Source organism: Rhizobium tropici CIAT 899, assembly GCF_000330885.1.
Classification (GTDB): domain Bacteria; phylum Pseudomonadota; class Alphaproteobacteria; order Rhizobiales; family Rhizobiaceae; genus Rhizobium; species Rhizobium tropici.
In genome coordinates this window covers 1,402,214-1,428,156 of the sequence record NC_020062.1, presented here as the reverse complement: position 1 = coordinate 1,428,156, position 25,943 = coordinate 1,402,214, and the positions used below count along the sequence as shown (strand labels likewise).

Annotated in this window: 20 protein-coding genes; 4 read left to right on the top strand and 16 right to left on the bottom strand. The window is 60.6% G+C overall.

All coding sequences use genetic code 11. The features are described 5' to 3' along the window. Positions 1–25: 25 nt before the first annotated feature. The 3 genes from RTCIAT899_RS28635 to RTCIAT899_RS28625 all read right to left on the bottom strand — a co-directional run bounded on the left by RTCIAT899_RS28635 (position 26) and on the right by RTCIAT899_RS28625 (position 6,650). Positions 26–3,286, bottom strand: a complete 3,261-nt coding sequence (locus tag RTCIAT899_RS28635; protein ID WP_015343336.1) for a GH36-type glycosyl hydrolase domain-containing protein — start codon at positions 3,284–3,286, stop codon at positions 26–28. 165 nt (positions 3,287–3,451) lie between these two features. After that, a complete protein-coding gene (locus RTCIAT899_RS28630) occupies positions 3,452–5,920 on the bottom strand; it encodes a glycoside hydrolase family 2 protein (RefSeq protein WP_015343335.1) in 2,469 nt (822 codons plus the stop codon). A 28-nt stretch (positions 5,921–5,948) separates the two neighbouring features. Continuing rightward, positions 5,949–6,650 (bottom strand): FadR/GntR family transcriptional regulator, encoded by a 702-nt coding sequence (locus tag RTCIAT899_RS28625; protein ID WP_015343334.1) that lies wholly within the window; start codon positions 6,648–6,650, stop codon positions 5,949–5,951. A 114-nt stretch (positions 6,651–6,764) separates the two neighbouring features. Between RTCIAT899_RS28625 and uxuA the strand changes: the two genes are divergently transcribed. The 3 genes from uxuA to RTCIAT899_RS28610 all read left to right on the top strand — a co-directional run bounded on the left by uxuA (position 6,765) and on the right by RTCIAT899_RS28610 (position 10,790). Then, positions 6,765–7,943 (top strand): mannonate dehydratase, encoded by a 1,179-nt coding sequence (gene uxuA, locus RTCIAT899_RS28620; RefSeq protein ID WP_015343333.1) that lies wholly within the window; start codon positions 6,765–6,767, stop codon positions 7,941–7,943. A gap of 186 nt (positions 7,944–8,129) precedes the next feature. Beyond that, on the top strand, positions 8,130–10,202 hold the full coding sequence (locus RTCIAT899_RS28615) for a putative bifunctional diguanylate cyclase/phosphodiesterase (RefSeq protein WP_015343332.1): 2,073 nt from the start codon (positions 8,130–8,132) through the stop codon (positions 10,200–10,202). A gap of 156 nt (positions 10,203–10,358) precedes the next feature. Further along, entirely contained in the window at positions 10,359–10,790 is a 432-nt protein-coding gene (locus tag RTCIAT899_RS28610) for a VOC family protein (RefSeq protein ID WP_015343331.1), read from the top strand. A gap of 80 nt (positions 10,791–10,870) precedes the next feature. Here RTCIAT899_RS28610 and RTCIAT899_RS28605 read toward each other — a convergent pair whose 3' ends face one another. From RTCIAT899_RS28605 to RTCIAT899_RS28585, 5 genes are all read right to left on the bottom strand, one after another. Beyond that, positions 10,871–11,701 (bottom strand): alpha/beta hydrolase, encoded by an 831-nt coding sequence (locus RTCIAT899_RS28605; RefSeq protein ID WP_015343330.1) that lies wholly within the window; start codon positions 11,699–11,701, stop codon positions 10,871–10,873. A gap of 34 nt (positions 11,702–11,735) precedes the next feature. Continuing rightward, on the bottom strand, positions 11,736–12,983 hold the full coding sequence (kynU, locus tag RTCIAT899_RS28600) for a kynureninase (RefSeq protein ID WP_015343329.1): 1,248 nt from the start codon (positions 12,981–12,983) through the stop codon (positions 11,736–11,738). Positions 12,984–13,002: 19 nt separating this feature from the next. Beyond that, positions 13,003–13,926: an ABC transporter permease gene (locus tag RTCIAT899_RS28595; protein ID WP_015343328.1), complete on the bottom strand. Its 924-nt coding sequence runs from the start codon at positions 13,924–13,926 to the stop codon at positions 13,003–13,005. A gap of 7 nt (positions 13,927–13,933) precedes the next feature. Next, on the bottom strand, positions 13,934–14,713 hold the full coding sequence (locus tag RTCIAT899_RS28590; protein WP_015343327.1) for an ABC transporter ATP-binding protein: 780 nt from the start codon (positions 14,711–14,713) through the stop codon (positions 13,934–13,936). A 191-nt stretch (positions 14,714–14,904) separates the two neighbouring features. Continuing rightward, positions 14,905–15,891, bottom strand: coding sequence for an ABC transporter substrate-binding protein (locus tag RTCIAT899_RS28585; RefSeq protein ID WP_015343326.1), 987 nt, complete (start codon positions 15,889–15,891; stop codon positions 14,905–14,907). Between the two features lie 183 nt (positions 15,892–16,074). Between RTCIAT899_RS28585 and RTCIAT899_RS28580 the strand changes: the two genes are divergently transcribed. Further along, positions 16,075–16,803, top strand: coding sequence for a GntR family transcriptional regulator (locus tag RTCIAT899_RS28580; RefSeq protein WP_015343325.1), 729 nt, complete (start codon positions 16,075–16,077; stop codon positions 16,801–16,803). 81 nt (positions 16,804–16,884) lie between these two features. Here RTCIAT899_RS28580 and RTCIAT899_RS28575 read toward each other — a convergent pair whose 3' ends face one another. The 8 genes from RTCIAT899_RS28575 to RTCIAT899_RS28540 form a co-directional block, all read right to left on the bottom strand. Further along, the gene (locus RTCIAT899_RS28575) at positions 16,885–18,132 is read right to left on the bottom strand and encodes an SfnB family sulfur acquisition oxidoreductase (protein ID WP_015343324.1); all 1,248 of its coding nucleotides are present in this window, start codon (positions 18,130–18,132) and stop codon (positions 16,885–16,887) included. 30 nt (positions 18,133–18,162) lie between these two features. Next, on the bottom strand, positions 18,163–18,960 hold the full coding sequence (locus RTCIAT899_RS28570; protein ID WP_015343323.1) for an ABC transporter ATP-binding protein: 798 nt from the start codon (positions 18,958–18,960) through the stop codon (positions 18,163–18,165). A gap of 77 nt (positions 18,961–19,037) precedes the next feature. Then, positions 19,038–20,372, bottom strand: a complete 1,335-nt coding sequence (locus RTCIAT899_RS28565; protein ID WP_015343322.1) for an ABC transporter substrate-binding protein — start codon at positions 20,370–20,372, stop codon at positions 19,038–19,040. Between the two features lie 98 nt (positions 20,373–20,470). Continuing rightward, the gene (locus RTCIAT899_RS28560; protein WP_015343321.1) at positions 20,471–21,511 is read right to left on the bottom strand and encodes a branched-chain amino acid ABC transporter permease; all 1,041 of its coding nucleotides are present in this window, start codon (positions 21,509–21,511) and stop codon (positions 20,471–20,473) included. Between the two features lie 3 nt (positions 21,512–21,514). Continuing rightward, a complete protein-coding gene (locus tag RTCIAT899_RS28555) occupies positions 21,515–22,411 on the bottom strand; it encodes a branched-chain amino acid ABC transporter permease (RefSeq protein ID WP_015343320.1) in 897 nt (298 codons plus the stop codon). Continuing rightward, entirely contained in the window at positions 22,411–23,316 is a 906-nt protein-coding gene (locus tag RTCIAT899_RS28550; RefSeq protein ID WP_041678234.1) for an ABC transporter ATP-binding protein, read from the bottom strand. The genes RTCIAT899_RS28555 and RTCIAT899_RS28550 overlap by 1 nt, the downstream gene beginning before the upstream one ends. Positions 23,317–23,455: 139 nt before the next feature. Beyond that, positions 23,456–24,559: a dimethylsulfone monooxygenase SfnG gene (gene sfnG, locus RTCIAT899_RS28545; RefSeq protein WP_015343318.1), complete on the bottom strand. Its 1,104-nt coding sequence runs from the start codon at positions 24,557–24,559 to the stop codon at positions 23,456–23,458. Positions 24,560–25,131: 572 nt separating this feature from the next. Beyond that, positions 25,132–25,938 (bottom strand): ABC transporter ATP-binding protein, encoded by an 807-nt coding sequence (locus tag RTCIAT899_RS28540; RefSeq protein ID WP_041678233.1) that lies wholly within the window; start codon positions 25,936–25,938, stop codon positions 25,132–25,134. Positions 25,939–25,943 lie beyond the last annotated feature (5 nt).

Here is a 25,943-nt window from a genome sequence, read left to right as displayed (position 1 = left end):
AGCGGCCTTGTTGATTTGATTTCGGTCAAGCCTTGAAATCCAGCTTGACCTCGCAAGCGCCGATCGAGGCCGGCAGGAGCGGCTTGCGGATGCGCTGGCCGAACTGCCGCTTGAAGCCGAAGACGTTGCCGATAAGGCTCTTGGTGTAGAGGCCGGGGCCGCTCGAATAGATGCGCCAGCCGCCATCGACGGCGATATCGCCCGCCTTGACGCGCGTCCATTCCGCAGAAGCCTGATAGCGGTCCTCGAAGGCCGCGTCGCTGCTGCTGAAATAGGTGTTGCGCTGGCGGAGCGACGCGTGTTCCACCCGCCCGCTGACGGCGATCGGATTTGCGAGCGCAAGCGCCGCCCATACGGCCTCCGCGTCATCGTCGAGGGCAAGGGCTTCGCAGTAGCGCAGATGCGCATGCACATACATGAGCCCGATCTCGCGACCGAAGAAGGACGAGGACTCGGCGCGGCGGAAGAGCTTTTCCGGACCACCGGAATAGGTTGCCGGCTTTTCCATCAGCCGCACACCGTCCGGGAACAATAGGTTCGCGCGGATGATCTTCATGTGGGCATGGCGCTGCTCGGGAGCGAACAGCCCGCCAATCATCGGCTGGGTCATCGCGATCAGCGAATAATGCAGGCCGGTGCGGGTATCCTCGGGATGCAGCAGCAATTCGACGCCGTCATGGCTCGGATCAAAGACGCCGTAACCGGCGACGATGCCGTCGCGCATCAGGAGCCTGTTGAAATCGGCGCGCATGGCGACGGCGGTTGCCTGAAGCGACTGCGCTTCGTCATTGCGGTTGGCAAGCGTCAGGATGTTGGCGTAGCGCACCAGCTGTTCATACAGAAGTGAAACGGTCCAGCTGCTCACCATCCAATCGCGCAAATGCGGGTCGGCTGGCTGCAGGCTGTCGTTCCAGTCGCCTTCGCCGTAGCGGATCAGGCTCGTGCCTGGCACGAAGCGGCTGCGCACGGTGTCCAGCAGTTTTTCGATGTGATCGGAGATCGTCGCGTGCTCCGATGTCAGCTGCATCGTGTCGTCGGCACGCCACGGCACCGTTTTGGCAAGGAAGGCGATGTCGCCGGTCGCCTCGATGTAATCGCAGAGCGCCTTCAGCGGCCAGACAACGATATCGCCATGCGCCTCGCCGGCACGGATATTGGCGTAGGGCTCCAGCATGAACCATTGCGGCCAGTCGCCGCGATCGCGGTACTGCTCGGAAAAGAGCGTCAAAAGAATTTGCCGGACTTCTTCGTCATGCTCGTAGGCAAGCAGGAATTCGATCGGCCCCTGGCAGACGTCGCGCGTGCCCCAGGCAGCACCCGTATATTGTTCGAGCCCATGCGGCACGCTGAGATGCACGATGGCGTCATGCGCGATCCAGGGCAGCATGACGGCTTGTGCGGCCACATCGCGGCCATCGCCTTCGATACGCGCGCCCCGCGTCACATGGCTCCAGAAGCGGCGCGCCGGCGCCAGCATCTCTTCGCTTTCGACACCCGTGGTATAGCGCGCGGCAAGCGCCTCGGCCGCCTGCGCATCGGTCATCGAGCCCGTGACGGCAAAGCGCAGTGCTTTCGTCGGGTGCGATTTCAGGGCGATGAATGGGCCATTGCGGGCGGTACTGTCGCTATAGAGCAGTTCATCGCCACCAATGGCTTCGAACGCATCCGGGGTCGAGGTGACAAGATGGTATCCAGCCTTCGGATACCGGTCCCATAGCCAGGATGGTTGCGGTTGGAAGGAGATGCGCTTGCCTGCCGTATCGACCGCGATGTTTGCCACGGCTTCATAATCGCGTTCGCCAAGCACGATTTGACCGAATACGAGGAAGCGGCAGGCGGCGCCCTCGACCGAGACGCTCCATTGCATCGCCGGGTCGTCGCCGGAGGCGATTGCCGAAACGATAATGGTGCGGCCGGGAAGACGGTAGATCCAACGTGTGTCGCTCAAGCCCATCTCGAAGGCGGCAGGCACGCCAAGCAGGCGCCAGCCATCGCCAAGATCAACGAGGATGCGCAGGCCGCTCGACCGGGTCAGATTGTAGGGATCGCGCGAGACTGAAAACAGCTTGTGGAAAGACGTGTTGCCGATGGTCAGTTGCGCGGCAAAGATGCCCTGCATCCAGCAGGTGGCGGCCAGTGTCTGGTCATCGAGCAGCATGTTCTGGCCGCTGCGGACGATCGCGCCATGGCGGCGCGCCACCAGCCGCTCCTTTTCACGCAGCACGATGTGCCTGTTGTGCGGCCCGTCGGGCACGAAGAAGGAAAGCAGCTTTCCATCGGCATGTTCTTCCAGCATACGCCGGGGGTAGAGCGCATCGAGCGCGGCTTGATCCAGATCGTCGCTTTCGGCGAGCGGCGCGTCCTGCAAGAGACTGCGCACTGGTTGTCCAGCGGATATCGTCTCCGCTGCCAGCTCACTTTGAAGCGCCGGCAGGCCATCGAGATGGGCAAGATCGGCATCGCTGGAAGCGGCCGGATGATCGGCGATGAAGAGGCCGAAGAAGGTCGTGGTCGCCTTAGCACCGGCGGCGAGCGCAAGCGGCTTCGACTGTATTGTCGGGCAGGCGACCTCGTGCTGGCGGCGCGCGCTGGGCAGGCTGGTGCCAAAGTCCGGCACCATGACGCCATCATTGCCTTTGGACGGGACGAGGAGCTGGATTGCATCGGTCGCGTAGGCCGCCGCACCTTCGAGGCAGCCCTGCGCAAGCCACGGATTTCGCCCGCCACCCTGCTTGAGGTTCTGCCTGACCATGATGACAGGGCCGAAGGCGCTGTGATCGGCAATGTGGTGATCGATATATTGTGAGGCATAGGCTTCGCTGTTCATCAGGAAGCCGCGATCGCCGAGGCCGACATCCTGAACGAGAACGAGGTCGGCCGAAAGCGTCGCATTGCTGCTGTTTTCCAGCGAAACCTGCCAGAACCATGCGGTCTTATTCGGGTGCAGCCGCAGGCTGATCGTATGCTTCACACCGGCCGTTTCGCCGCTCCAGGAAAAGCCGCTTTTGCCATGGCCGAACTGCACGGCAGCCTTTGGCCCGACGATTTCCGCAGTCGCCGGCTTGGCGCCACCGATGCGCAGATAGAGCCGGCCGATGCCGCCATAGACCGGCGAACCGAGGACCTGATTGATCATGACGCCGCCCTGCTGGTCGGCAAAGTCGATCGAAAACAGCGTGCCGTTCGGCAGGGCCGAAGCCGAAAGACCGGCGGTATTGCTGAGGGTGATGAGGCCAAGTTCTTCGCGGCGGGGCGTCTGAAAGCTGCGATTGGTGCCCGAGGACATAAGCGTGATCTCGCTGATTCATGGATCGGATGAGGGCACTAGATCACAAGGTTGCGCCCGATCATAGGAGGCAATTCGCCATTCACCAGCGCAATCTTTTGTGACGGCTTGCGGAAAATATCCGGCGCAATGCGCCGGATATTTTCCGTGAGAGAGTACCCGCTGTCAGTGGTGCGGGCGCTCCGCAACCTGATTGGCCGTGCGAAGGATCGCCGAAAGATCGGCATCGTCGAAGGCCTCCTTTGAGATGCCTTTTATCTTGAACGTCCTGCTTTCGCCGGGCGCGAGATTGACCAGCATGTCGTCGACCTCGGCATTCGGATTGATGCGATCGACGAACAGGCAGACATCGCGCAGGAGCGACTGAGCGGTGATGGTTGCGGTGATCCCGCCCGTCGTCTGGATGGTCTCGATATCAAAGCGAGGCTGGGGGTATTGCAGCTTCATGTCCTTCTCGAAGAACCACCACGCTTCCGCATCGCCGAGGCGGGCGCGCAGATATTCGTGACGCGGATCGCCCGGGGTCGCGACCTCGGTCGGGATGTCGATATCGGTATTTTCGAAGCGATCGCACAGGATGCGCCAGACGTGGTGACGGGCGAGCAGCTTACCGGTGAAATCGAAACGCTCGACCGTGAAGGGCACGCGCCAGAATAGGGTAGCATCATTGACGGCAACCGCGGCCAGGCCGTTCCCGCGCGGCTGGATGGTGAGCAGATGCGGCGCATAGCTATGCTTCAAGGCATACCAGAGCGGCTTCTTCCGGCCAGCGCCATCGATTGCCGCCCAGGAGGTGACCGGCCAGCAATCGTTGAGCTGCCAGACGATGGTGCCCATGCAGGTCGGCCGATGCGAACGCATATGGTCGATGCCGTAGCTGATCGCGCGCGCCTGGTTCAGCTGGGTGACGAAGAGCCAGTCGTCGAAATTTTGCGGGTGGGGAAACCAGCCTTCCAACCCCTGCAGAAGCTTGTCGTTGCCGCCGGTTGCCTTCTGGTGATGCATGACCGAGGGAGAGGCCGGGGCGCGATCCTTCTCGCGAATGGATTGGGCAAGGGTTGCGAAAGTCGGCGGTGCTTGCCAGCCGAATTCGGAGCAGAAGCGCGGGATATAGTTGCGGTAGGTCTCGTAACCCACCTCGTTCCAGACGTCCCATATGTGCTTGCAGCCATGCTCGTCCGCATTCGGCGCGATCTCCATCGAGCCGGAATAGGGGCTGCCCGGCCAATAGGGCCGGGTGGGATCGATCTCGGCCACCAGCTTCGGCAGGAGGTCGAGGTAGTAACCGGCGCCCCAGGGGCGGTTGCCGAGCACATCCTGCCAGCCCCAGTCGAAATAGCCCCAGATATTCTCGTTGTTGCCGTTCCAGATCACCAGCGAGGCGTAGGGCATGAGCCTAGTGATCGCTTCGCGCGCTTCCGCCTCGACCTCGCTATAGACGGGCTCTTCTTCGGGATAGGTGGCGCAGGCAAAGAGGAAATCCTGCCAGACCATGATGCCGGCGGCATCGCATTCCTCGTAGAACGTATCGGTCTCATAGATGCCGCCGCCCCAGACGCGCAGCATGTTCATATTGGCATCGCGGGCCTGGGCGATCCGCTCACGATAGCGTTCGCGCGTCACGCGCGGCAGGAAGCAATCATCGGGGATCCAGTTGGCGCCGCGGGCAAAGACCGGCACGTCGTTGACGACGAGAGTAAAGGCCGAGCCGATCTCGTCCGGTGTCGTATCCAGCCGCACGGAGCGGAAGCCGACGCGCCGCTTCCAGCCGTCGAGCGCCGTCCCATCCGAGCCAAGCAGCTGCAGGTCGAGATCGTAAAGCGGCTGGCCGCCCATGCCATGCGGCCACCAGACCTGCGGGTTGTCGATGCGGCATTCGATCAGCGCATGGGTCTCGCCCTGCGCAACGCGCACTTCCGCGCGCTTGCCGCCGATGGACAATACGAGCGCTACACTATCCGTGCCCTTGTCGGCCCATTCGATTTCGACATGCAGGCGCGCGACGCCCTGGCTGCCCTGCAGGGTGATTTCCGGGCGGATACTGCCGAGACGGGCCTTCGACCAGCTTTCGATGACGACAGGTTTCCAGATGCCAGAGGTGACAACGGTCGGACCCCAGTCCCAGCCGAAATTGCAGGCCATCTTGCGGATGAGATTGCTTGGGCCAGGATAATTCTGGGGGATATCAGCGGCGCTGCCGAGCTGCCTGCGGACCTCCTCGCCATGTTCATAGGCGGATTGGAAATCAACAATCAGCTCGTTACGGCCGCTTTTCAGGTGATCGCCGATGCCGAAGCGGTAGCTGCGATGCATGTTGCGGGTTTCGCCCAGCACCGTGCCGTTCAGTTCTAGGCGTGCCGCCGTGTCGAGGCCAAGGCAGGAAAGATCGATGCGCTCGGCGTCTTCGCCATCCCAGTCGAAGGCCAGACGATAGCGCCAGGCGGAACGCCCAACCCAGTCCTGAGAAATCTCGTTGACGTCGAGATAGGGGTCGGTGATCAGCTGCGCCGCCATCAGGTCAAGATGCACATTGCCCGGCACGGTCGCGGGGATCGAATTGGGCAGGGCCGGGGCACTGGATGGCGCGCGAAGGCGCGAGATGGTCCAGCCGGTGTCGAGCGTCTGTCTTTTCATGTCATGTATCCGTGATGGAATGGATGTCTCAAACAGCCTTTGGCGTGATGAATTGCAGGCCCGCCTGCAGGTGGCGGTTCATGTGATAGGCGTAGGCGATTCGATCTCGTTGTTCCAACGCTTCGATGATGGCGCGATGGTCGTGATAGGCGCTGTCGACCGCCTCGCGTGAGCGCTTTCCCACTTCCATCAGCCGCTGCAACAATGGCTGCAGAATGCCATAGACTTGTGACAAGGTCTGATTGCCGCCGAAGCCGACAAGGGCGGCGTGAAACCTGAAATCAAGCTCCGCAGCCTCGGCCAATGTCGATGCAGCCTTCATCGCGTCGTTGATGGAGCGCAGCCTGTCGATGGCGGTTTCCTCGAGAGTTTCGAACAGAAGGTCACTGAGATTGACCTCGATGAGGCGACGAAACCCCTGGATATCGAGAAAGCTTTCTGCCGAGATGTCGATGGCGAAAGAGAAAAGCTCCATTAGTGCCTGCTGGCGGCGATCCGTAATCACCGCGCCGACCTTCTGGCGGCTTTCGACGATGCCATAGGCCTTCAGGATGCGGATCGCTTCGCGCACCGTATTGCGGCTGGCATTGAACATGGAAGCAAGTTCCGCCTCCGAGGGCAGTGCATCTCCGAGGCCAAGATTGCGCTCGCGCATCAGCCGTCGCAGTGCGTCGACCACCTGATCGACCGCCGAACCTCTATCCTCGATATCAGCGGTATCTGCCACCATCTCTCCTCCGCTATCGGATCATATTGTTGGGCAATAAGAGGTGTCAACTGTCGTATGACGGTAGACATTTTGCTTTTCAAGGATATTTTGACCGACAAATGGAGGGGATGTCGTATGGAAAGCTGCTGGCGTTGGTTCGGCCTGAAGGATCTCGTTCCGCTCTTGCATGCGCGGCAGGCGGGCGCGACGGGCATCGTCACGGCGCTACATGAAGTCTCGCATTCGCGCGTCTGGACACTCGCCGAAATCGAAGCGCGAAATGCGCTGGTGGAAGCGGCAGGACTGCGCTGGAGCGTGTGTGAATCGATCCCCGTTCCAAGCGCGATCAAGCTCGGCGGGGCAGGGGCGAAAACTGCGATCGGTGTCTGGAAGGACAGCCTCGTTAATCTCGCCCGCTCCGGCATCAAGACGATCTGCTACAATTTCATGCCCGTCGTTGACTGGACGCGCACGGATCTGCGCTTCGAGATGCCGACCACCGCGCTCGCATTGCGTTTCGACATGGTGGAGTTCGTCGCCTATGACGTCTTCGTCCTGCGCAGGCAGGGTGCCGAAGGAAATTATGCGTCGGACCTGCTGCGGCGTGCCGAGGAGCGGCTGAGAGGGCTTTCGCCGGAGGCCGTTCAACGGCTGGAGAACAACATCATCGCCGGTCTTCCCGGCGGTGAGGACAGCTATGGCCGCGAAGCGATCCGCTCAGCCATCGCCCTCTTCAACGAAATGACGGCAGAAGATCTCCAGGCCAATCTCGAAGCCTTTCTGCACGAGATCGTTCCGGTTGCAGCAGAGCTCGGCGCAAGGCTTGCGATCCATCCAGACGATCCGCCAATTTCGCTCTTTGGCCTACCGCGCGTCGTTTCGACGGCGGCAGATCTGCGCCGCATCCTCGGCATTGTCGATGATCCGGCCAACGGTTTGACGCTTTGTGTCGGCTCTCTCGGCTCCCGTGCCGACAATGATGTGCTGGCGATCGCCCGCGAATTTGCCTCCCGCATCAATTTCGCGCATCTGCGCGACGTTGCGATCGAAGAGGATGGCTCCTTTGTGGAGGCTTCGCATCTGGAAGGGCGCAGCGATATGCATGCCATTCTGCGCACTTTGCTTGCAGAAGAGGCGCGGCGCCGCAAAGAAGGCCGGGAAGACCATATGATCCCGATGCGGCCGGACCATGGCCATCTGATCGGTGACGATATCGATAAGCCGACCAATCCCGGCTATTCCCTCATCGGCCGCCTGAAAGGTCTTGGCGAGCTGCACGGCGTCATCCACTCGATCGGCAAGGCGGGGCTTTGAACCTCACGGCATTTGCGGTCCCATATCGATGAAACTGGGCGAAGAGAATAAAGCCTGTCGTTGCATATTCGATAGGCTTTTGCCTAAAGTTTAATCTCGTTACTATTTTGATTTTATTTAGTTTTTTCGTCTATCAATGTCCAATTCGCTAATCTTCAAACTCGAATTGGCAAGGTCGACCTTCCTATGAATTCCGTTTGGCCCGACGCCCCGAACGACGATTTTCGGTCGCTTTTCAAGACACATCCGTCGCCGATGTGGGTCTATGATCCGCAGACGTTGAAGTTTCTGATCGTCAACGATGCGGCTCGCGACCTCTATGGCTATGGCGATGCTGACTTCGCGGTCATGACCGTGCTCGACATCAGGCCATCTGTGGAGCGCGAGCGAATGCTGGATGCCGTGCACCACCGCACCGACATCGAGACGGCGCAGCGCTGGACCCATCTGAAGGCGGATGGCGCGACATTCGAGGTTCTGACCTATGGGCGGGAAATCCGCTTCGACGGCAAGATAGCAATCCTGGCGATCGTGCAGGACCGTACCGAGGTCAATGCGGCACGGCGGCAGGTCGATGCCACCCAGTCGCTGCTCGACAGCATCGTCGACAATCTCCCCGTCGGCGTCTTCGTCAAGGATATGGAGCGGGACGGCCGTTATATTCTCTTCAATGAGGCGTGCGGCGCTATCGCGGGGCACGCAGCACAAGATGTGATCGGCAAGTCGGATCGGGCGATATTCTCCGATGAACAGACGGCGCTTTTCCGGGAGCAGGACAAGCTTGCCTTCGAAACCGCCGAAACCGTCTACTTCGAGGAAACCATTCACACGGTGGATGGCGTGTTGCGTATCCTGAAGACAGCGAAGCGGGGGCTTCCCGCTCCGTCAGGGCAAGCGCCGCGCTATGTTCTCGGCATTTCCCAGGATGTTACCGAGGAGCGCAGTGTCGAGGCGCGGCTTGCGCATCTTGCCATGCATGATTCCCTGACCGGCCTTCCGAACAGAGCATTCTTTTCAGAGAGCATCGTGCGGCAGGTGGCGGCTGCGAGGCCGGAAAAGCCAATCGCGCTGCTCTACATCGATGTCGATCATTTCAAGCATATCAACGACAGCAAGGGCCATGCCGCCGGCGACATGCTCCTGCGCCAGGTTGCCGAGCGGCTCCAGCAGCTTGCCGAGAGGAGCGATCTGGTCGCGCGCCTGGGCGGCGACGAGTTCGCGCTGGTTTTAAGGATGACGGATGCCGGGCGAGCCCAGCGCTTCGCCGACCTGTTGTTGCAATCGCTCTCGGCACCCTTCGATCTCGATGGGGTGCGGGAACATGTGACCTGCAGCATCGGCATTGCCATGGCGCCGGAGCACGGCAACGATGCTGATGTGCTGATGCGGGACGCGGATCTGGCGCTCTATGCCGCCAAGGCAAGTGGCCGCTCGACCTATCGATTCTATCAGACGGAGATGCGGCTTGAAGCTGAACGCCGCCACCAGCTCACGCTGGAGCTTCGTGAGGCGTTGCAGAACGACGAATTCGAGCTCCATTACCAGCCGATCATCCGTCTGGACGGAGACGCTCTTTCCGGCTTCGAAGCTCTGATCCGCTGGCGCCATCCCAAGCGTGGGCTCATCGCGCCGGCGGAATTCATCCCCGTCGCCGAGGAAACGGGGATGATCGTTCCGATCGGCGACTGGGTGCTGCGGGAAGCTTGCCGGACCGCCATGGAGTGGCCGGAACATCTGAAAGTGGCCATCAACCTGTCTGTCTATCAGTTCCGGCATGCGAGCCTGCTGGCCACGGTCGTCTCGGCGCTGAGCGAGACAGGTCTTTGCCCCGGACGCCTGGAGATCGAGGTCACCGAATCGATCCTGCTTTCCGAGGTCGAACAAAGCCTGTCGCTGCTGCGTGCCCTCAAGGAGCTTGGCATTCGCATCGCGATAGACGATTTCGGTACGGGCTATTCCTCGCTCAGCTATCTGCGTTCCTTCTCTTTCGACAAGATCAAGCTCGACCGCAGTTTCGTCGCCGGCATGGATGCCGATCCCGGCAATCTTGCAATCGTGCGGGCCGTTGTCGGTATTGCCTCCGGCTTCAATGCGGTGACATTGGCCGAAGGCATCGAGACGGAGGCGCAATTGGCGAAATTGCGGGCCGAGGGCTATCACGAGGTGCAGGGTTTTCTGCTCGGGCGACCAATGTCACGCGAGAATGCCTTGGCGCGAATTTTAAACGAAGCCCGTCCCGCCCGGCTTATGCGCGCCTGAATGTCAGCGCGTGGATGGTCGCCGAAGGCTGGAGCGGCGCGCGAGAAACAATCGAAAAAATTCGGCGCCGGTTGTCGGGAAGGATGATCGGCCAACGTCCTTGGAGCAGCCCTTCGAAAGGGCACGACACCTAGAACCGTTCCCAAGGAGACGAACATGACCGATGCAGCAGATCAGACGCAGTTCCAGCCGCCGCGCGTGCCGGTTCGCGGCGGCGTCGTGGCTTATTTGACGGTAGACGGCGCTGTGAAGGCCGCCGAATTCTACAAGCGCGCTTTCGGTGCCGAACAGGCCTTCATGTATCCGGTCGATGAAAAGGGCCGGACCATGCATATTCATCTCTATATCAACGGCAGTTCGGTCATGCTCGGCGACGCTTTTCCGGAATATGGCCATGCGCTGGAAAAGCCGCAGTCCTTCACGATGCAGCTCGTCGTCGATGACCTCGATTTCTGGTGGCAGCGTGCCGTCGATGCCGGAGCCGAAGTGGTCGTCGAGCCGCAGGTGATGTTCTGGGGTGATCGCTGGGGCCAGCTCCGCGACCCATTCGGCGTCGCCTGGGCAATGAATGCGCCTGTCAATAACTGACACTATCTCAATCGCGGCTAACGGAATGCCCTCGGCGCGGATAGCGCCGAGGGCACCTCTCTTGTCCGACTGCGAAAACGTTATTCGGCTAGCAAGGCCCGCGTCAGCGGATGTTCGGCCTCGATGAGGCCATCCAGAATCGAATAGTGATGCTTGTCGGGCTCCACCACCACCTCAGTGGCAGCGCCAAGTCCTGTCCAGATATTGGCGAGCAGCGCATTCTGGCGGACGAATTCGGCGCGTTCGGCGCCGCCGACCCAGCAGGTGAGGTGGACGGTTTCGACCGGTTCGAGCAAAGCAGGGCTCTCAGCCCTTGCCTCGGTGGCATCGATGCGAAGCTGCTCGTTCATGCTGCGCTTCATGATCGGGCGCAGGTCATGAAGGCCGGAAATGGCAACGACGTGGCGAATGCGTTTGCGGATTGTCTCACCGAGCGGCGATGTCGTCGTCATCATGCGGGCGACGAGCTGACCGCCGGCCGAATGACCCGTCAAAACGATAGGGCCGCCGACGAGCTCGGCTGCTTTCGTGATCGCGGCCGCAATCTCCTTGCCGATCCCGGCGATGCGATTTTCCGGGCAGAGCGTGTAGGACGGGATCGCGACCGCGTATCCTCTAGCAATCGAGCCGGCGGCCAGGTGCGACCAGTAGCTTTTGTCCAGTTGCAGCCAGTAACCGCCATGGACGAAGACCACCAATCCCTGCGGCTGGCCTTCGGGCAGAAAGAGATCGAAGCGATTGCGCTCCGCAGGACCATACGCCAGATCGAGTTTTGCGCGTCCCGCGGTTGTCAGCCTGTCGCGGAAAGACTTCGCCGGCTCGACCCAGGCGGCCGGCCATCGATCGCCGTCGACGATATAAGCGCCGTTGGTATAGGCGGCGTCCCAATCGGTGACCGTGAAATAGCTCATCTCCGCCTCCTTCTTCCGGCTGCCGATATTCGTATCAGGTCACGGCCCCGCGCACCGCAAAGCGCGCATCCTTCCATGATCCGCTGCTCAGGATATCCTCAAGCACCGTCACGGCGCGCCAGACGTCGTGATATGAGACATAGAGCGGCGTGAAGCCGAAGCGCAATGTCGACGGGGCGCGGAAGTCGCCGATAACGCCGCGCTCGATCAGCGCCTGCATGACTTCATAGGCGTTGCTATGGATGAAGGAGACCTGGCTGCCGCGCTTCTCGCTGTCGCGCGTCGTCTCGAGCTCGACACCATATTGGCCGCATTTGGTTTCGACCAGGCGGATGAAGAGATCGGTCAGCGCTATGCTCTTCCGGCGCAAGGCTTCCATGTCCACCTCGTCCCAGATGGAGAGCGCCCCTTTCAGAGCCCGAAGCGACAGGATTGGCTGGGTGCCGCAGAGGAAACGCTTGATACCGGCATCGCCATCGAAGCTCTGTTCGAAGGCAAAGGGGCGGGCGTGGCCCCACCAGCCGCTGAGCGGCTGAACGATCGATGCGTGATGACGCTTCGCCGCATAGATGAAGGCCGGCGCCCCCGGACCGCCATTCAGATATTTGTAAGTGCAGCCGACAGCAAAATCGGCATCGGCACCGTCGAGATCGACGGGCAGAGCGCCGGCGCTGTGGCACAGATCCCAAATGACGAGCGCGCCGGCCGCCTGAATGCGCTTCGTCAGCGCCGCCATGTCGCGCAGTTCGCCGCTCTTGTAGTTGACGTGATTGACGAGGACGACGGCGACGCTGTCGTCGATCAGCTCCTCGATGGTGCTGGCATCACGGCCTTCAAGGCGGAGCGTGATACCGGGGCGCGTCGAAAGGACGCCTTCGGCCATGTAGATATCGGTCGGGAAACTGTCGCCCTCTGCCACGATCACGTTGCGGCCCGGTCGCATTGCGAGCGCCGCATGAAGCGTCTTGTAGATGTTGATCGAGGTGGAGTCGGTGACGACGGTCTGGCCTTCGGCGGCGCCGATTAGCCGGCCGACGCGGTCGCCGAGTTCCAGCGGCAGATGAAACCATCCGGCGCTGTTCCAGCTGCGGATCAGGCCGTTGCCCCATTCTTCCATGGCGGCCTGGCGCACTTCTGCAAAGACCTCGTGCGAGGCTGCACCGAGCGAATTGCCGTCGAGATAGATGACGCCGGCGGGCAGGGCGAAGCGGCTGCGGAAGACGCGCAGCGGGTCGGCCTCGTCCATGGCCTCGACGGCGGCGAGATCGGGAAGGCTATCCATGATGTCGTTGCCTCGTAATCTATTCGCGAATGGTTTCTCGGGTGGCAGCTCCGCCGCGGCTGCGGCGGATGCTCGGCAGTGCCAGCATGATAAGCACGAAAAGGCCGGTGGCGAGCTTCAGGTTCGGCGGCGGCATCCCGGCGGCAAGGCACAGCGACACCAGCTGATAGTAGATGACGGAGCCGACGAACGGCGCCAGTAGCTGACGCAACACGGTCTGCTTGCCGGTAAAGGCTTCGCCGATCATGAGCGCGGCAAGGCCGTTGATCAGGATGCCGATACCCATGTTGACGTCGGCAAAGCCCTGCGATTGCACCATCAGCGCACCGCTTGCGGCTGAAAAGGCGCTGGCGATGCCGACGCCGCCGATGGTGGCGGCCCAGACATTGATACCCTGCGCCTCGGCCATGTCGGGATTGGAGCCGACGGCACGCATGGCTGTGCCCTTTTCCGTCTTGAAATAGAGATTGAGGGCGATCAACACGATGACGGCCAGCAGGCCGGCGATGACGATCTTGCTCGCGGGAAAGCCCGGCGTCGTGAAGGGTACCCAGTCGAACACAGTCGGCGAGCCGAAGACGGAGAGGTTCGATTTGCCCATGATGCCGAGATTGACGCTATAAAGCATCGTCGACATCAGGATGCCGGCGAGCAGCGTATGAATGCGGAAGCGCAGGTGAATGAAGGCCGTGCAGCAGCCGGCGGCAAGGCCGACGACGAACGCGACGGCGATCGCCAGCGGTGGTGCGACGCCGGCGGCAAGCAGAATACCGCAGACGCAGCCGCCGAGCGGAAACGCGCCTTCACTGGTCAGATCCGGAAAGCTCAGCATCCGGAACGGGATCATGATGCCGAGGACGACGAAGCTCAGGATGAAGCTCTGGGCCAGCGTGACCGGGATGAGCGAGACGAAGCTCGAAACGGTTGTCTGAATGAAGTCCATCATGATCTCAGCTCACCAGCAGCATTCGGTCGGTCTTGACGGCGAAGTGGCCGATCAACTCGGGCACGGTGATGCGCCGCTTGCCTTCGCCGGTAATTTCAAGATGCACGCGGCCGGCATCGAGCATGATGATGCTGTCCCCGAAATCGACGGCGTGCTGCATGTTGTGCGTCACCATGAGGGTCGTCAGCTTCAGCGCCTCGACCGTGCGTACCGTTGCCTGCATGACGATATCGGCGGTGCGCGGATCGAGCGCGGCCGTATGTTCATCCAGCAAAAGCACGTCGGGCGAACCGCCGACTGCCATGATGAGGGATAGCGATTGGCGCTGGCCGCCCGAAAGGAGCTCGACCTTGGTGTCCAGCCGGTTTTCGAGGCCGAGACCAAGCACGGCCAGGCGCTCCTTGTAGGCCGCGAGGCGGCCGGCATTCAGGCCGGGACGAAATCCTCTGCTCTTGCCGCGCAGTTCCGCGAGAAGCATGTTCTCGCCGACCGTCATGCTGGCGGCGGTGCCCTTCATCGGGTCCTGGAACACGCGGGCAAGCCGCGCGGCGCGCTTGTGGACCGGCATGCCTGTGACGTCGTTGCCGTTGATGAGGATCTGACCGGAATCGAGGCTGAGAGCGCCCGAAATCGCATTCAGCATGCTGCTCTTGCCGGCGCCGTTCGAGCCGATCACGACGCCGAATTCGCCTGTTTTAAGGGAGAGCGTCAGGCCGTCGAGCGCGACCTTCTCGTCGGGCTGGCCTTTATAGAAAACCTTGCGCGCGGATTTGATATCCAGCATCCGTGCCTCCCCTGCAGTATAGGGTTATGAAATGGCGGCACCCCTGACGCCGCCATGGATCGGATTGATCCTACAGCGCCGCGCATCACATGTGACGCGCAAAGGTCGCTGTAGCACTTTAAATCTGCTGCACAATTCTATCCCTAAACCGATGTCGATTTAAGGAATTATGCAGTAGAGGATGCCGCCTATTACTTCGTGAAGCAATTGCAATCGGCAAGCGAAGCCGGAACCTCGGCGCCGAAGGCTTTCAACACGGCCTTGTTGATCAGCGGCGCGTGGTCCTTATAGGCGGGAACGGAGGGCTTGATCGTCTTCGGATCGGCACCCTTCAAGATCTGCGCGGCGATCTTGCCGGCGTTTTTGCCAACCTGCTCGTAGTTGACGGCAAAGCTTGCCGGAACGACGCCGTTGCGAACAGCCGCGTCGTCGGAGTTGACGATCGGGATCTGTGCCTGGCGGGCGGCAGCGGCAACGGCGGGGATTGCCGGCTGCAGCAGATTGGAAGCGGGCGTATAGATCACATCCGCCTTGCCTGCGAGCGATGCGATGCGCTGCTGGATGTCATTGACATTGTCGACGCCGACGGGAACCACTTCGAAGCCGGCTGCCGGAGCGGCCGCCTTGACCTTGTCGAGCAGCGCCACGTCGTTGGCTTCGCCCGGATTGTAGGGAATGCCGATACGCTTGGCATTCGGAAGCAGCTTCTTGGTAAAGGTCAGGATCGCGGAGATGTCCTGCAGATCGCTCGATCCGGTGATGCCAGCGTCGCCTGCGTCCCAGGACGGCACGAGCTTGGCGGCGACGGGATCGGTGACGGCAGTAAAGACGATCGGAATGCCGGAGCCGGCGAGCGCCTTCTTGGCGATCTGCGACACGGGCGTGGTGACCGTGTACATCAGCTTCGGATGTTCGGACTGCAGCTTGGCGATCATTTGCGGAACGAGCGAGGCGTCGAAGCTCGTATTGCTCTCGGAGTAGACGACATCCTTGCCTTCGATGAAGCCGTTGTCGGCGAGCGCCTTCTTGAAGCCGGCGATCGAAGCATTGAGCTGCGGATGTTCCCCGAAATTGGCGATTGCGATCTTGATCGGTTCGGCCGATGCCGTCGCAACACTGGCAACGAACGCGCCGGCAACCACGAGGCCGGAGAGCCATTTAGATGTAGATCTCAGCATATTTTCCTCCCGGATAGACAAGGAGCCGTGTTCCATCGGCTCTCTTGACGGGGGATCATAGCGACTGCCGCAAGCCTGTCAATTTGCGATATATGATATTCACGATAGAGAGGTTTTATATATAATTTGGGCGGCAAATGATTTTATATATAATCCGAGCCTGAGGGGACTGGGACGAGGATCATGCAAGACACGGATGCCCTAAGCAAGACGGAGGCGGCTTACTGGCTGCTGCGACGCGACATCCTCAATACCAGGTTAAGGCCGGGTGCCTCGCTGAGGTTGAGCATGCTTCGGGATACCTACGGCGTCGGCTGGACGCCGCTACGCGAGGCGCTGTCGCGGCTGGAAGCTGAAAAGCTGGTTACCGCGGTCAGCAATCGCGGCTTTGCGGTCGCCCCCGTATCGCGCGCCGAACTGGAGGATCTGACGCGGGCACGCATGATCGTGGAACTGCCGCTTTTCATGGAATCGATCGAGAAGGGCGGGCCGGATTGGGAATCGGCTGTTGTGACGGCGCATTACCGTCTGTCGCGCTGCAAGATCGTGCTTGGGTCCCCCTCCGACGAAATGGCGGACGAATGGGACGAGAAGCACAATGCCTTTCATGCAGCACTTGTCAGTGCTGCGACATCGAACTGGCTTCAGCGCTTCCGGTCCACCATCGCGGATCAGCTTCGCCGCCACCATCGTTTTCTCGGTCTGGCACCGACGCAGCGCGCGGCCGCCGGCCTCTCCATCGGTTACGAAGAAGCTGCCGCCGCCCTGCAGGACGCCATGGCGATCGAGCATCACACGGCCCTGATGGACGCCGCCCTCGACCGCGATATCGAGCGTGCACGCGCTCTGATGACCGAGCATATCGGCTATACGCTGCAGGTTTATATCCGCTCGGAGGATAAAGACGGGTAACTCCGTTATATCCAAATCCACTAAATAGCACTACTGCATAAGAGGGCGCGAGATTTTGCCCGCGCCCAGTTCACATCGCATCTAGCTCCAGGCATGAAGCGGTGGCTTTTCACCATTTAGGAAGTACTTGCCGAGGATGGCGTATTTCCACCGGACCGGATCGTGAAGCGTATGCGTGCGGGCGTTACGCCAATGCCGATCGAGATTGTGTTCAGCAAGTGTCGAGCGGGTTCCAGCCAGTTCAAACAGCTTATTCGTGGCGGCAATCGCGATTTCGGTGGAGAGGATTTTTGCCTCGGCTGTTACGATCTGCGCCTCGGCCACGCTGTCCTCGGTGGGGTTCGCCACCGCGCGATCGATGGCATAGCCGGCTTTTTCAAGCAGCGCCTGCGCAGCATGTAGGCGTAAGGTCAGATCGCCGACGGCCTGGATCGTATAGGGATCGTCGGAGGCGCGCTCGAGGCCGCTGTCCACCCAGGCACGGCTCTTCGTGCGCACGAAGTCGATGGTTTCGTCGATCGCGGCTTGCGCAATGCCGGTATCGACCGCCACCTGGATGATCTGGAAAATGGCGCCGTCCGCGGTCGGCTTGTCGTAACCCTTGTAGCCTGGCACCAGATGCGTCTTGGGCACCGTGACGTTGTCGATGATCACTGTGCCCGAAAGCGTCGTGCGCTGACCGAAGCTCGACCAATCGTCAATGACGGTGAGCCCGGGTGCGCCGCGGTCGGCAATCGCGTACCAGGCGCGCCCCTCGTCATCGAGCGCGACGATCGGCACCAGATGGGCAAGGAGTGCGCCTGAGGAATAGAATTTCTGCCCCTTGACGATCACATGGTCGCCACCGTCGGTAAACCTGGTCTCGAAATCGACAGCCCGCTTGGAGCCGAACTCCGAGAAGGCGTTGCCGAAACGAGTGCCCTTCAGCACCTCGCCAAACAGCAGCTTCTGCTGTGCCTCATCGGAGACGGTGCGGATGGCGGCGACGACGCCCAGATGGTTTTGGGCGACCTGGCCGATGGATGAATCGGCGGCAGAAATGATCTCGATCACCTTTGCGAGCGTAGCATAGGAAACCTCTGGCCCACCGAATTTTTTCGGGACGTTGATCGACCATAGCCCGCTTTGAGAGAAGGCATCGAGTTCGGCCGCCGGCCAAATCCGCTCACGATCACGCTTGGCGGAATCCTTGATAAACTCAGCCGCCAGTTTCTTGGCGACAGCGATCGCCTCGGCATCGCTCTTGATGATGTGAGCTGGCTCGGTTGGCCTTGCAACCGGTGGAACCGCCTTTGCGGCATCGTCGGTCTTCACTTGCGAAATCGTCATGTCAAACTCTCCTCTTCAGCTGTGATGGGTTTATGGATTGGTTGCGGGGACTAGGGGTGCGAGATGGCCGCTGGCCGCCGTTTTGCGCCCAAGATAGAGGTCTTGCACCTCACTGCGTTGGCGCAGATCCGCGGCCGCCCCGTTGATGGCTGTGACACCGTTTTCGAGGATCGTGGCACGATCTGCATATTTCAGCGCGATGGCCGAGTTCTGTTCGGCCACGAGAATGGAGAGTCTTTCCTCTTCATTCAGGCGGCGCAATGTCCGGAAAATGTCCTGGACGACAAGCGGTGCCAGGCCCATGGAAGGCTCGTCGAGGACGAGCAAACGCGGCCTCGACATCAAGGCGCGGCCGATTGCCGTCATCTGCTGTTCACCGCCGGAGGTCAGCCCGGAGGTCACGCGGCGCTTTTCTTTGAGGCGTGGGAACAAAGCGTAGATTTTTTCGAGATCGGCTGTGATTTCAGAGCGTGTCGCACTGCGGCCAAGCCCGCCGGAGATCAGGTTCTCCTCCACGGTCAAGGTCCGGAAGCAATGGCGGCCCTCGAGCACCTGCACGAGCCCGGCGCGAACAAGTGCCGCAGGGCTTGCCGTAGTCACATCGATTGCGCCGAAGTGGATGCGTCCCGCAACGATCTGGCCGCGTTCGGCCGGCAGGAGGTTGGAGAGCGCTTTGAGCGTCGTCGTCTTGCCCGCGCCATTGGCGCCGAGCAGGGCGACGATCTCGCCGTGCTTGACGCTGAAGCTGACATCGGTGAGTGCCGTGATCGTGTGGTTGTAGGTGGCCCTCAAACTTTCGACGCTGAGCAGGATATCGGTATCGACCATATGATTCTCCTCGAACTTGTCGCAGACTAGGCCGGACCCGGTGACGGCAGGCGTACCGCCACCGGGCCTGCCGCCAATCAGTTGGTGGCGGCCTCTGCGTCCTGGGAGGTGCGCAGCTTGATACCCTTTTCCTTGGCATAGGCTTCGGAGGATTTTTCGATGATGGGACGCAATAGAGCCCAATCCGGCGCGATCCAGTCGGAAACCACCTTCCACTTCTTGCCGTCCCATTGCTGGAAGGTCACGTAGCCGTTGCCTTCGTGGTTGTCCCAGGTGACGTTGATGGAGTGGAACAGGTCCTTGGCGCCCAGTGCCTCGACACGAGCCGGGTCAAGCCGTAAATGTTCGAAGCCCCAACGGACCTCATCGCCGGTCAGCGTTCGCTTACCGAACTTTTCCTGCGCGATGCGGATCGCCTCGACGTTCAGGATGCCGTTGACGATACCGAGGTTGTGATAGACGGAACCGATGCGGCTCTTGTCCTCGAGATTGCCCTTGCCCTGGTCATAGAGCGTCTTCACGATCTCCTTGACGACCGGATACTCGGCGCCGGAGGCCTGCGTGGTAATCGCGGTGTAGCCCTTTGCCGCCTCGCCGGCGGGAATGACGTCTTCCTCGGAATTCGACCAGACATTGCCGATGATGTGATCGACCGGATAGCCGACCTTGACGGCGGTCTTCAGTGCGACGGGATTCATCACACCCCAGCCGCGTAGGACGACATAGTCCGGCTTAGCACGACGAATCGTCAGCCATTGCGACTGCTGCTCATTGCCGGGATGGGGAACTTCGATCTGCTGCAGGTCGAAGCCGTATTTCTTCGACAGGAGTTCGTAGATCGGAATGGTTTCCTTGCCATAGGGCGAACCGTGGTAGAGGACCACGATCTTCTTGCCCTTGAGATTGTCGAGACCCCCGAGCTTGGAGGCAATGTAGTTCACGATACCCGACGTTTCGCTGTAGGGATTGAGCAGCAGCGGGAACACGTAAGGGAAGACGCGGCCATCGGTGGAATCGGTGCGGCCGTGATTGATCGTGACCAGCGGCACCTTGTCCTGGCTAATGCGGTCGATCATGGCGTAGGCGATGCCGACGGAAAGTGGGTTCCACGCTGCCGCGTTGGGGTGGCTTTTCTGTCGTTCGTAGCATTCGACGCCACGTTCGACCTCATACTGGGTTTCGCACTCGTCCCAGGTCAGCTTGACGCCGTTCACGCCGCCTTCGCGCGTGTTGATCAGGTTCAGGTAATCGATGAAGCCGCCGAAGAAGCCAGTGCCGCCGGCCGCATATGGGCCGACACGATAGCTTTGCAGCGGAAAATATTGCTCGTCGGCATGTGCGGCGGGAAGCGCCACGGAGAAGGCGATCCCGGCAGCGAGCGCCGCGATCTTGAGTTTGCTGAGGATTGTCATTTCTGGATACACTCCGGGTGATGGCCGGCGAGATGACCGGACCTGCATTGATCGAAAATGGATTTCTTGCTTTTGGGAGCGCGCGCTCCGGGTTCAGTTCAGCGCCGTGTCAGAACGCTGCCGATTCGCCTTACGTTTCTGTCCCAGAGGGCGACGAGGCCGTCCGGTTCGAGAATGAGAAACAGGATGATCAGGCTGCCCAGCATGATGCGCTGGCTCATGTCGAGCACGCCGGAATCAAAGATGTCGCCGAGAAAGAAAGCTCCCAATCGCGACAGGACGAGCGGAAACACCACGATCAGCGCCGCCCCGAGAAAGGCGCCGCGAATGGAGGCGAGCCCGCCGATAATGATAATGAACAGCACCTGGAAGGAGCGATCGAGGTTGAACCCCGCAGGCTCCACGGTGCGCAGATAGGTAAAGGCCCAAAGCACGCCGGCAACGCCGATGATGAAGGAGGAAATCGCAAAGGCGAGCAGCTTGGTCTTCAAGACCGGCACGCCGATGATCCGGGCCGCCGTCTCGTTGTCACGCACCGCGATGAAATTCCGTCCTGTCTGAGACGACACGAGCCGCAGCGCCAGAAAGGTCAGGACGGTGACGACGGTCAGCGCGAAAAGATAGCGCCCGATCGCGCCATCGAAAGCAATGCCGGCGATGCGAAGCGGCGGCGCGTCGATCACGCCTGAGGCGGAGTTGTTGGAAAACCAACTGAATTTGGTCAACGCCCATTGCACGAAAAACTGTGCCGCGAGCGTCGACACTGCAAGATAAAAGCCTTTGAGCCTCAGGCTCGGCAGACCGAAGATGATGCCAATCGCCGCTGCCGACAGACCCGCGAGCACGATATTTGCGATCAGCGGCAGTCCCTCGATGCGAAGATTGAAATTATAGGCACCGAAGGCGCCGACCGCCATGAAGGCGGCGCTGCCCAGTGAGACCTGGCCGGCATAGCCGGTCAGGATATTCAAGCCGACGCCGACAAGGCTGAGCGCCAGGAACGGCAGCAGGATCGCTTCGAAGAGATAGCTGGTGCCGATGAAGGGGACGACGAGATAGGCCACGGTAAGGAGGGCTACCGGTGCAAGCCAGCGCGGAAGCGTCCAAGTGCCGGCTAGATCATGTGTGATGGACGCCATGGTTCAGACCCTTTCGACGAGCTTCTGGCCGAACAGGCCGGAGGGGCGGATAAGCAGGAAGGCGAGCGCCACGACATAGGCAAACCAGCTTTCGATCCCGCCGCCGAAATAATCGCCGAGATAGACCTCGGCGAGCTTCTCGGTCGCTCCGATCAGCAATCCGCCGACGATGGCGCCGGCAACGGAGTCGAACCCACCAAGCACCAGGACCGGCAGCGCTTTCAGGACGACCAGCGATAGCGAGAATTGAACACCAAGGCGAGCGCCCCAGAGAAGCCCTGCCACCAGCGCCACCAGACCGGCGGTCGCCCAGACGGTGGCCCAGATCCAAGGCAGGCGCAGGCCGACGGCAAGTGCGGCGAACTGATCGTCGGCGACGGCGCGGAAGGCAAGACCGACCCGGGTATAGCGGAAGAAGATCGACAGGAGCGCCACCATGATGGCCGCCACCGCCGCGGCGAAGATGTCGAACTGGCTGATAAGCACGCCGCCGACGTCGAAGGGAACATCCTCGATGCCGAGATCGAGGCCATGCACCTGCGTTCCCCAGATCAACTGCGCGGCGCCCTCGATAACATAGGAGAGGCCTAGCGTCGCCATAAACAGCGTAATAGGCGGCTTGTTGGTGAGCGGCCTCAACACGACACGTTCAATGGTGGTGCCGATGATGACCATCAGTGCGAAGGTGAGCACGAGCGCCAGCGCAAACGGCACGCCTTTTTCAACCAGGCTGACGAAGGTAAGGGCTGCGAAAAGCAGGAGTGCTCCTTGTGAGAAATTGAGCACGCCGGAGGTCTTGTAGATCAGGACGAATCCGATCGCGACGAGCGAATACATCACGCCCGACAGCAGTCCGCCGACAAGCACCTCTATGAAGAAAAGCCAGTCGAAGTCCGCCATCAGATTCCCGCCCCGTCTTCATTTTCCGTGGCGACGCCCAGATAGGCATCGATGACGCGCTGATCGGCCCGTACCTCTTCCGGGGTGCCGTCGGCGATCTTGCGGCCGTAATCGAGCACCGCGACCCGATCCGACAGTTCCATTACGAGCCCGATATCGTGCTCGATCAGAATGATCGTGGTGCCATGGGCTTTGCGGGTCGCCTGCACGAAGCTGGCCATCTCCTGCTTTTCGGTCGCGGTCATGCCGGCCATCGGCTCGTCCAGAAGCAGAATATCCGGTTCCGCGACCAGCGCGCGGGCAAGTTCCACCCGTTTCTGCAGACCATAGGGCAGCGTGCCGGCAAGCCGGTCGGCGACGTCGTCAAGATGAAGGAAAGAAAGGATCTGCCGTGCACGCTCGCGGGCATCCGCTTCCTCCCGGCGCGCAACGCCGATGCGAGCGATCTGGCCGATGAAGCTCGAGCGGACGGTATGGGCCCGACCGGAGACGACATTGTCGAGGACGCTCAGGCCCTTGAAAAGGGCAAGGTTCTGAAAGGTGCGGGCAATGCCAAGGTGTGCGAGTTTATCCGTGGGAACATTGCCATAGCGCTTTCCGCCGATCCGGACATGGCCGCGATCCGGCCGATAGACGCCGCAAATGACGTTGACGAGCGAACTCTTTCCAGCGCCATTCGGCCCGATGATGGCGCGGATTTCGCCGCGTTCGACGCTGAGGTCGACATCGGCGAGAGCCGAGACGCCGCCGAAGGAAAGGCTGACGTTATCCAGCGCAAGCAAAACCTCCGCAGACGCAATCGCCACATTTGCCACCAAACCGGCCCGAGCAGGGGTCTCGATGTGACGGCCCTGGAGCTCCGGCAAAGGAGGGGATGTGTCGTACCCTCTGAGTGCATAGGTCATTGCGTTTATGTCCTTCCCTCTCACGGCCCCTCACGGCATTCGTTGGCTGAGGAGGCACAAGTTCCCGTCGGAGCCGGCAGGTTCCGCCATGCTTTGCCGATTGCGGACCGCGCCGGCGGCCCGCTTCTCTCGGGATTGTCTATTCTGCCGCGACCGGTTGCGCGGCCTGCGCCGCTTCCAGCTCCCGCACCAGCGGAATGACGTGCTTGCCGAAATACTCCACCTCTTCCTGGAAGTGCAGGAAGCCGAGGAGGATCAGGTCGGCGCCGGCCTGCTTCAGCGCGACGACGCGCTCGGCAACCTGCCGTGGCGTGCCGATCAGGTTGGAGCGGAAGCCGTCATTGTACTGGACGAGGTCTTCGAAGGAGGATTTCGCCCAGTTGCCTTCGCCTTCCGGCGAGGCCTTGCCGGCATTCTTGACTTCATGCCCGAAGGCATTGACCGCCTCGGGATTGGCCTTCTCGATGATCTCGGCGAGAACCGCCTTGGCTTCCTCTTCCGTCTCGCGCACGATCGCGAAGGCATTGACACCAATCCGCACCGAATGGCCGTTTTCCCTGGCTTTCGACTGGATATCGTCAACCTGCTTGCGGATTTCGGCCGGTGTGTTGCCGTTGGTGAAATACCAGTCGGACACGCGCGCCGCCATGTCGCGCGCGGCACGCGACGAGCCGCCTTGGAAGATTTCCGGCTGAGGATCAATCGGCTTTGGTTTCAGCGAGTAATTGTTGAAGCGATAGAAATCGCCGCGGAAGGTGAAATTGTCTTCGGTCCAGATGCCGCGCAGCGCGCGGATGAATTCTTCGGAGCGGCGGTAGCGCTCGTCATGATCGAGCCAGTGCTCGCCAATGGCGGCAAACTCGCCGCGGAACCAGCCGCTGACGATGTTGACGGCAACACGACCGTTGGTCAGGTGGTTGATGGTGGCGATCTGCTTTGCCGCAAGCGCCGGGTTCCACGGCCCTGGCAGGATCGCCGCAATGACCTTCAAGCTGGTTGTCGATTCCAGCAGGGCATGGCTGAAGGAGACGGATTCATGCTGGAACTCCGCGCCGTAGCCCGCCGTGAAACGGATCTGGCTGAGCGCATAGTCGAAACCACTCGCCTCCGCGATCTGCGCAAGCTTTCTGTTGTATTCGATTGTCCAGCTCGTGCGTTGCTCGATGTTCGAGATGACAAGGCCACCTGAGACGTTCGGTACCCAGTAAGCGAATTTTACGGCTTCGTTATTTGCATGCGACATTATGCTCTTCCCTCTTGATAGAATGGTCGCGCTCACGCGGAATTCAGGCACTCGCTTACGCGAGATATGACTTTTGGCTGCCGCTCTGCCATGCAGACGGCAAAAAGTGAGGAGCTCTTCAAAACCCGCTCGATGCGCGCCGCCGCGTCTACCAGATCCATCCCCCCGCGATGTCGGCGCCAAGATGGGTTCGGACCTCATCTGTGATCGCGTCAACAAGGCTAGTTGTCTGCGACGGACGCCGAACGGCGCCAGAAATACCGAGCACGATCATCCAAGCCCCTCAAATTATATTGATAATAGTCTATAGATTTTGTTGATTATCGAACAAACCTATCCCAAAGTTTTCTGATTTTGAGAAAAAGATGATCTGCGAATGCTATCGGATAGGGCGAACGAGTTGGCGATGGCTCCGGCCGTGCCGCCGTAGCATAAGGGGCCCTTCACATCAGAGGGAATGAAGATCTACGGCTATGCAATGATCGTGACAGCCTGGCTCCAGGGTATGTCGCGCGGCCTCAGCGGAAACTCCCCAGTTATTGATCGCCGAAGCTGTCTCCGTTGTGGACGTCTCAGTGTCGCTCGTGTGCGAGGAACTGTCGAAAACGCTCGGATTTTGGATGTTTGAACAATTCCGCAGGCTCGCCTGTCTCCTCGATGATCCCCTTGTGGAGAAACACGACCTTATTCGAAACATCACGTGCAAACCCCATCTCATGCGTTACGACCAGCATGGTTCGACCTTCCTCGGCAAGGGAGCGCATGACTTTAAGCACCTCGCCAACAAGTTCGGGATCAAGCGCAGAAGTCGGCTCGTCAAACAGCATGACCTTCGGCCGTTGCGCAAGAGCACGAGCAATCGCCGCACGTTGCTGCTGGCCTCCAGATAGATGCGCTGGGTAGAAATTTCGCTTATCGGCGATTCCAACTCGTTCGAGCAGCGCTTCCGCTTCCGCGACGCATTCGGCACGGTTGCGTTTCTGCACGTGTATCGGCGCTTCGATTACGTTCTCCAAAATGGTCATATGTGACCAAAGATTGAAGCTCTGGAATACCATGCCGATGTGTTCGCGTAGTCGATCGACCTGCCTGCGGTCGGCCGGTTCAGTCCTGTGACGTCCCTTTTTCAGCGAGAACATCTCGCCGTCGATGCGTATCTCGCCACTGTCGGGCACTTCAAGCATATTGATGCATCGGAGCATCGTCGATTTTCCGGAGCCGGAAGAGCCCAGGATCGATATGACGTCGCCTTGGTGAGCTTCTAGCGAAACACCTTTCAGAACCTCCAGCGGGCCGAAGCACTTTCTGAGATCCTTGACCGAAACGGCAGCGCTTTTTTGTCTGTTATCGCTGACCAAGACTGTTCCCCTGACGGACATGCGTA

What these genes read in the sequence shown, in the direction of transcription:
- RTCIAT899_RS28635 (WP_015343336.1), bottom strand. Translation starts at nt 3,286, where the DNA reads ATGTCCTCGGGCACCAATCGCAGCTTTCAGACGCCCCGCCGCGAAGAA.
- RTCIAT899_RS28630 (WP_015343335.1), bottom strand. Translation starts at nt 5,920, where the DNA reads ATGAAAAGACAGACGCTCGACACCGGCTGGACCATCTCGCGCCTTCGC.
- RTCIAT899_RS28625 (WP_015343334.1), bottom strand. Translation starts at nt 6,650, where the DNA reads ATGGTGGCAGATACCGCTGATATCGAGGATAGAGGTTCGGCGGTCGAT.
- uxuA (WP_015343333.1), top strand. Translation starts at nt 6,765, where the DNA reads ATGGAAAGCTGCTGGCGTTGGTTCGGCCTGAAGGATCTCGTTCCGCTC.
- RTCIAT899_RS28615 (WP_015343332.1), top strand. Translation starts at nt 8,130, where the DNA reads ATGAATTCCGTTTGGCCCGACGCCCCGAACGACGATTTTCGGTCGCTT.
- RTCIAT899_RS28610 (WP_015343331.1), top strand. Translation starts at nt 10,359, where the DNA reads ATGACCGATGCAGCAGATCAGACGCAGTTCCAGCCGCCGCGCGTGCCG.
- RTCIAT899_RS28605 (WP_015343330.1), bottom strand. Translation starts at nt 11,701, where the DNA reads ATGAGCTATTTCACGGTCACCGATTGGGACGCCGCCTATACCAACGGC.
- kynU (WP_015343329.1), bottom strand. Translation starts at nt 12,983, where the DNA reads ATGGATAGCCTTCCCGATCTCGCCGCCGTCGAGGCCATGGACGAGGCC.
- RTCIAT899_RS28595 (WP_015343328.1), bottom strand. Translation starts at nt 13,926, where the DNA reads ATGGACTTCATTCAGACAACCGTTTCGAGCTTCGTCTCGCTCATCCCG.
- RTCIAT899_RS28590 (WP_015343327.1), bottom strand. Translation starts at nt 14,713, where the DNA reads ATGCTGGATATCAAATCCGCGCGCAAGGTTTTCTATAAAGGCCAGCCC.
- RTCIAT899_RS28585 (WP_015343326.1), bottom strand. Translation starts at nt 15,891, where the DNA reads ATGCTGAGATCTACATCTAAATGGCTCTCCGGCCTCGTGGTTGCCGGC.
- RTCIAT899_RS28580 (WP_015343325.1), top strand. Translation starts at nt 16,075, where the DNA reads ATGCAAGACACGGATGCCCTAAGCAAGACGGAGGCGGCTTACTGGCTG.
- RTCIAT899_RS28575 (WP_015343324.1), bottom strand. Translation starts at nt 18,132, where the DNA reads ATGACGATTTCGCAAGTGAAGACCGACGATGCCGCAAAGGCGGTTCCA.
- RTCIAT899_RS28570 (WP_015343323.1), bottom strand. Translation starts at nt 18,960, where the DNA reads ATGGTCGATACCGATATCCTGCTCAGCGTCGAAAGTTTGAGGGCCACC.
- RTCIAT899_RS28565 (WP_015343322.1), bottom strand. Translation starts at nt 20,372, where the DNA reads ATGACAATCCTCAGCAAACTCAAGATCGCGGCGCTCGCTGCCGGGATC.
- RTCIAT899_RS28560 (WP_015343321.1), bottom strand. Translation starts at nt 21,511, where the DNA reads ATGGCGTCCATCACACATGATCTAGCCGGCACTTGGACGCTTCCGCGC.
- RTCIAT899_RS28555 (WP_015343320.1), bottom strand. Translation starts at nt 22,411, where the DNA reads ATGGCGGACTTCGACTGGCTTTTCTTCATAGAGGTGCTTGTCGGCGGA.
- RTCIAT899_RS28550 (WP_041678234.1), bottom strand. Translation starts at nt 23,316, where the DNA reads ATGACCTATGCACTCAGAGGGTACGACACATCCCCTCCTTTGCCGGAG.
- sfnG (WP_015343318.1), bottom strand. Translation starts at nt 24,559, where the DNA reads ATGTCGCATGCAAATAACGAAGCCGTAAAATTCGCTTACTGGGTACCG.
- RTCIAT899_RS28540 (WP_041678233.1), bottom strand. Translation starts at nt 25,938, where the DNA reads ATGTCCGTCAGGGGAACAGTCTTGGTCAGCGATAACAGACAAAAAAGC.